At 57.6% G+C, this 5,322-nt stretch carries 4 protein-coding genes; 3 read left to right on the top strand and 1 reads right to left on the bottom strand.

Translation table 11 applies throughout. The features are described from left to right. Positions 1-155: 155 nt before the first annotated feature. From QT222_RS07145 to QT222_RS07135, 3 genes are all read left to right on the top strand, one after another. The gene (locus tag QT222_RS07145; protein ID WP_491476764.1) at positions 156-2,435 is read left to right on the top strand and encodes a glycoside hydrolase family 31 protein; all 2,280 of its coding nucleotides are present in this window, start codon (positions 156-158) and stop codon (positions 2,433-2,435) included. Positions 2,436-2,991: 556 nt separating this feature from the next. Then, positions 2,992-3,804 (top strand): alpha/beta fold hydrolase, encoded by an 813-nt coding sequence (locus tag QT222_RS07140; RefSeq protein WP_491476763.1) that lies wholly within the window; start codon positions 2,992-2,994, stop codon positions 3,802-3,804. A gap of 94 nt (positions 3,805-3,898) precedes the next feature. Next, complete coding sequence (locus tag QT222_RS07135) at positions 3,899-4,258, top strand: conjugal transfer protein (protein ID WP_238547493.1); 360 nt, start codon at positions 3,899-3,901, stop codon at positions 4,256-4,258. 171 nt (positions 4,259-4,429) lie between these two features. On the opposite strand, the gene QT222_RS07130 is transcribed toward QT222_RS07135, so the two are convergent. Further along, positions 4,430-5,320: a glycosyltransferase family 2 protein gene (locus QT222_RS07130; protein WP_491476762.1), complete on the bottom strand. Its 891-nt coding sequence runs from the start codon at positions 5,318-5,320 to the stop codon at positions 4,430-4,432. Positions 5,321-5,322 lie beyond the last annotated feature (2 nt).

The following is a 5,322-nucleotide window of genomic DNA, read 5'->3' as shown; positions in this document are numbered from 1 at the left end:
GAACGGTCATCACCGAGGACTTCTTGGATAAGGGTTCCTCAGGAAACGCCCCATCCCCCGATAGATCTGAGGATACGACCACCCCAGCGCCGCAAAAAAACGAAACACAGCACACCAACCCAACACTGCAGGAGTCCCCTTACAGTTCCCCAAGCTTGAGCGTCCTGGATGCAGAGCCCGCTGATACTCAGGAGGACGTCCAAACGGCCGACCCAACGCCTAACGAGCCGTTACCATACGTGTACAAGAAGGCTGACGAGGACGAAGCCTTCTATGGCTTTGGCGAACAGCCCGAACTCACACTCAACCAACGCGGAAAGAAACTCGAGAACTGGAATACGGACCAGTACGGGTACTTTTACACGAGTGACTACGTCTATGCGTCGGTTCCGTTCTTTGTCGGCCTGAAGAATGCCGGTGCGTACGGGATGTTCTTTGATAATCCCAACCATACCGTGTTCCACACGCCCCAGGTACAGGACCCCGAGGGCGTAGAGGAGACCTACGACACCGACGCTGGTGAAGACTACTACTACTTCGTTGGCGATGGCGGCCAGCTAACGTACTACTTCGCCTACGGTCCGGAAATCGGCGATGTCCTCGACAGCTACACGAGTTTGACCGGAACCATCAATCTGCCACCCAAGTGGGCGATTGGATTCCACCAGAGCAAGTGGGAATACAGCCCCGAGGAACTCGTCGAGATACCCCACCGGTACCGCCAAGAGGAGATTCCGCTGGACGCGATGCACTTCGATATCGGCTACATGAACAACTACCGCGTCTTCAGCATCCAGGACTCACACCGCGATGCGCTCCAAACGCTAAGTGAGGAGTTGCCCGAAGTCAAGACGGTCGCCGTCAACGACCCGGGTGTCGCGGTGGACAAGGAGATAGACGTCGATGGTGACGGCGAACTCGAACCGTACGACCCTTATCTCGAAGGGACTGCCAATGATTACTGGACCAAGGATGCGAACGGGGAGACGTTCAAAGCGAGAGTCTGGCCCGATGTCGCGGTGTGGCCCGACTTCTCGCGTTCTGAGGTCCGCAGCTGGTGGGCCGAACAACACGACGTGTTGTTCGATGCCGGCTTCGACGGGATCAAAAACGACATGGGTGAGCCGGCGGTATTCCAGAAGAATACCCGTTACGACTGGACGATGCCGGTGGACAACATCCACGGGACGGGTAATGACACGATGTTGCACGAGGAGTATCACAACATGTACGGGTTCGACTATGCCCGGGCATCTCGTGAGTCCTACGACCTCTACAAGCCCGACGACCGTCCCTTCCTGTTGAACCGGAACCTCTACGCTGGCGGCCAGCGGTACGCGGCAATCTGGACCGGTGATTGCGTGAGTATCTGGCCCCACTTGCAGATGCAGATTCCGATGATGATGAACATGGGAATCTCTGGGCTCGCGTTCTGTGGTCACGACGTCGGCGGATTCGTCGGGCGGCCTTCTCCCGAACTATTCAAGCGCTGGATAGAACTGGGAGCGTTCAACCCCTTCTTCCGGAACCACACCGACACTCACAGGAAGCAAGACCCGGACCTTCCGCGCAATCAACACCCGTGGACGTTCGGCGAGGAAGCCGTGGATATCACGAAAAAGTACACTGAGCTTCGCTACAAACTGCTTCCGTACCTCTACAACGAGTTCCAGGAGTCGTCAGAAAACGGGAAGCCGATCTTCCAGCCGCTGGTCTTCCAATTCCAGGACGACGACGAAGTCCGTGGCATCGCCGACCAGTTCCTCTTCGGCGACGACGTGCTTGTTGCACCAGTCGTCGAAGAAGGTGCGACGGAACGCGACGTCTACCTACCAGACGGTGAGACTTGGGTCGACTTCTGGACGAACGACGTGTACGACGGTGGGCAGTGGATGACCGTCGACGTCCCGATCGACCATCTGCCGATCTACGTGCGTAAAGACTCGATCATCCCAATGCGCGAGGTGCAGCAGTACACGGGAGAAAAGCCACTTACGACGCTTCAGTTGAACACCTACCTCGACGAAGAAGCTTCGTACTCGTTCTACGAGGACGACGGCGCGACCAACGACTTCGAGGACGGCGAGTACAACGTGACGAACTTCACCATCACGGGGACGGGGGGTGGTGTCGTCACCTTCGAATCCGAGATGGAAGTCGAAAACTACGACGACTCCCAACTCTCGTCGTACCTGTTGCGACTCGACCGTTCGCAAGCGCCGAGGAAAGTCCAGGCCGGGCCGACCAAGTACGAAGCGGTCGATGCCGACATGGTCGAAGAGACGGCGAACTCGTTCGCCTACAGTGACGACGAGGACGCTGTACTCGTCCACATTCCTGCCGACGAAGAGCGCAAAGTAAAGCTCTTTTTCAACGGTCGGGGTAACGGCCAAAGTAACGGTCACGGCTACGGTCGGGGAACCGGACAGCAGTAGACGGCCACCCAACCTTAACCCTACTGCGCGTTTCGTTTTTTTGCGATGTTGGGGCTGGCAGACGTTCACGGTGCTACCTGCCGTCTGCTCGGGAGACGTCGCTTTGGCTCCGCGAGAGACTGTCCCTACTCGATAATATACTTCGCATCAGACGTTTCTACGCAAAACTGGCCACTAACCACGTAGAACGCTTCTTCTTGCTTAGCGATATTCGGAAGACTGGGCCAACTAGACAGTGCCAAGATAGCGAATATATTTGATAATTACCAATTATGTGAGTACGTTTGTAATGGCCACATTGTCAATATATTGATGTCCACACCCTTTGAAGAACGGTAATTAATTTACCAATACAGATCATGAACATCGACCGTCGGTCCGTCCTTAAGACATTCGGCTTGGTATCTGGCGCAGGTGGCGCCGGTTTTCTCGTTGGCGCCATTGATTCCCAGGTTGCCTCCCGGAGACCGTCTCACAGAATGAACGATGGCCGCCACGGTTCACCGCGAACGACTACCTCTTTCACGGTAAAGTCATCGGTCCCAGTAACGCACCCGTGGTGATCGTCGTCCACGGTGGTCCAGGTGCGGATTATCGGTCATTGCGTCCGCTAACCCGTCTATCGCCTCACTTTCGTGTGGTGTTGTACGACCAGCGAGGGACTGGCTTATCGCCCCGTGTTTCTCCCGACCAGCTGTCATTCCAACAGTACCTCAATGACCTTGATGCAATCGTGACGATGTTTGGAGCCGAGAGCAGCGAAACTGTTCTCCTTGGTCACTCGTTTGGTGGCCAGCTTGTAGCACAGTACGTCTCAACGTATCCCGAAAAAGTGGATTCTGTGATTATGGCGGAACCTGGTCCATTGAATCAGGAGATGGCTGCAAATGGTCCAACACGCGGGTTCACCCTGGATTCGATACTTCCAGGTACGATCGCTCGCATAGAATCACGGAATCTGGACTGCCCCGACGAACACGCTGGCGACGATTACTTCATCGAACAGATAATGGTGCGCGCGAATCCCGGCTATTGGTGTGACAATATACCACCTCGGAACGTACTCTGGCGGGCCGGGTATGATGCGAATCAACAGGTCACTGCTTCGATGAACCAGAGCACCGGTGAACTGATGGATCTCGTTTCCAATATCGATCGATACCAAGGACGCATCCTCTTTCTTGCAAGCGAGTGTAATAGTGTGATTGGAGAGACATACCAACGAAAGCAGATGAACTACGTGCCGAACTCGACGCTGGAGGTCATTCCCGATGCTGGCCATCATATATTTCACGACAATCCTGAATACGCACTTGACACAGTGATCTCCCATCTGGGCACTGGGGTGGATGAGGGAATCGTCAGATAGCGGTTGATTGGTAGATACCAGCGTATCATAGAATGCGTCTCACACTCTCTACCTACGAGTATACAGCTCTCAATTCGCGCATAAGCTCGTGGTCGTGGCAGTTGAGCAGGTTGATCAGAAACTCCGGTGGTTGTTCGAAGGTGTCGATGCCGACCCGCCGTCGTATGATGAACTGGCGAACATCCGGCAGCGCTCTCAGCTCCTCGAAACAACTGTCGATATCGACGCCAACGAGGTCGTTATTCGATTGACTGCGGCGGGCGAAGACGTGGCAGCCCCGGACACTGGCAGGGTGCAAGCTGCTGGTGGCAGGGACCACGACGACGCACTCCTGCAGATCGAAAATGAACTCACAGCGCTTGGGTTCACTGTCTCAGTTTGCACACAGGACGGAAGCGAGAAGCCCAATGCAAGGGCTACGCACCCCGACCGAGCGGAGACGTTCGCCATATGAGTCGACTGCGTCGAGACGGTGCAGTGTGCGTTCGAGTGAGTAGTCGCGTCTGTGCCCATGGATGCTCACTGGATTCCGTGAGTGCGTGCGCGGACCATCAGACAAGAGACGGTCCGCTAGCTATCGAACTACAGAGGTGAATTGGTGGTATCGAAGTCGAACGTCGAGTTGCTACTGGACGACCGTCACGTCGAATTTCCCGCGCCAGCGGTAGCGCCGGCCACCCCAGACGAACGTTCGGCGGATGAGTCCGTACAAAAGGAGGGGCACGAACACGAACACCGCCGGGTAGGCCAGCACGGCCGTCCACCGGCGGACGCCCAGGAGTTCGTTGACGGCGAGGTGCAGCACCGTCAGGACGGCCGCCGCGTAGAGCGGGGCCAGGATCGCGCCTGCGAGGACAAGCAGCGAGACGAGGACGGTCCCGGCGATGGCCCCGGGGAAATGCCACCGGAGGATCTGCGTCCACCGGACCGGGCGCTCGACCGCCTCGCGGATGGTCCCCCCAATAGGGACGATACGCGTCCGGCCGACGTTCGTCACCTGGAGGTACTCCATGAGGAGCCCGTCGTCGCTGACGGTCCGCCGAAGGTCATCGAGAAACGCGGCCTCGTCGATGTCGCCTCGCTCGAACATGACCGCGCCGCCCCAGATCTGGTTGCCGAGGGAGAGGGGTAACGAGCCAGCAGCGGCGTACAGCGGTTCGAGCAGCACCGACAGGGGATCCCGCCCGACGAAGTACGGCACCTCAGACACCGGCCCGTACTCGTCGTAGTCCGCGCTACAGGTCGCCAGCCAGTCCGGAGGATGGTGAAAATCGTCGTCCGTCCAGACGAGCCGCTCGTGGCGCGCGGCCTCCATCCCGGCGGCGATGGCGTTGGCTTTCCCCGAACAGTACTCCGGCTCACCGGCGGCGATGATCCGGACGCCCTCTGGGTAGTCGGCCCGCTCAGTGACGGGGTCATTCGCACCGTCGTGGATGACCAACAGCTCGTCGCTGTCTCCGAGTTGGGCGGCCAGCTCCGCGCACGCGTCGGTCCACCTCGTCGTCGGCAGGATAATAC

The sequence above is a fragment of the Haloferax sp. s1 genome (assembly GCF_058382125.1).
Note: the sequence above shows the minus strand (reverse complement) of the source record. Positions and strands in the feature narration are given on the sequence as shown.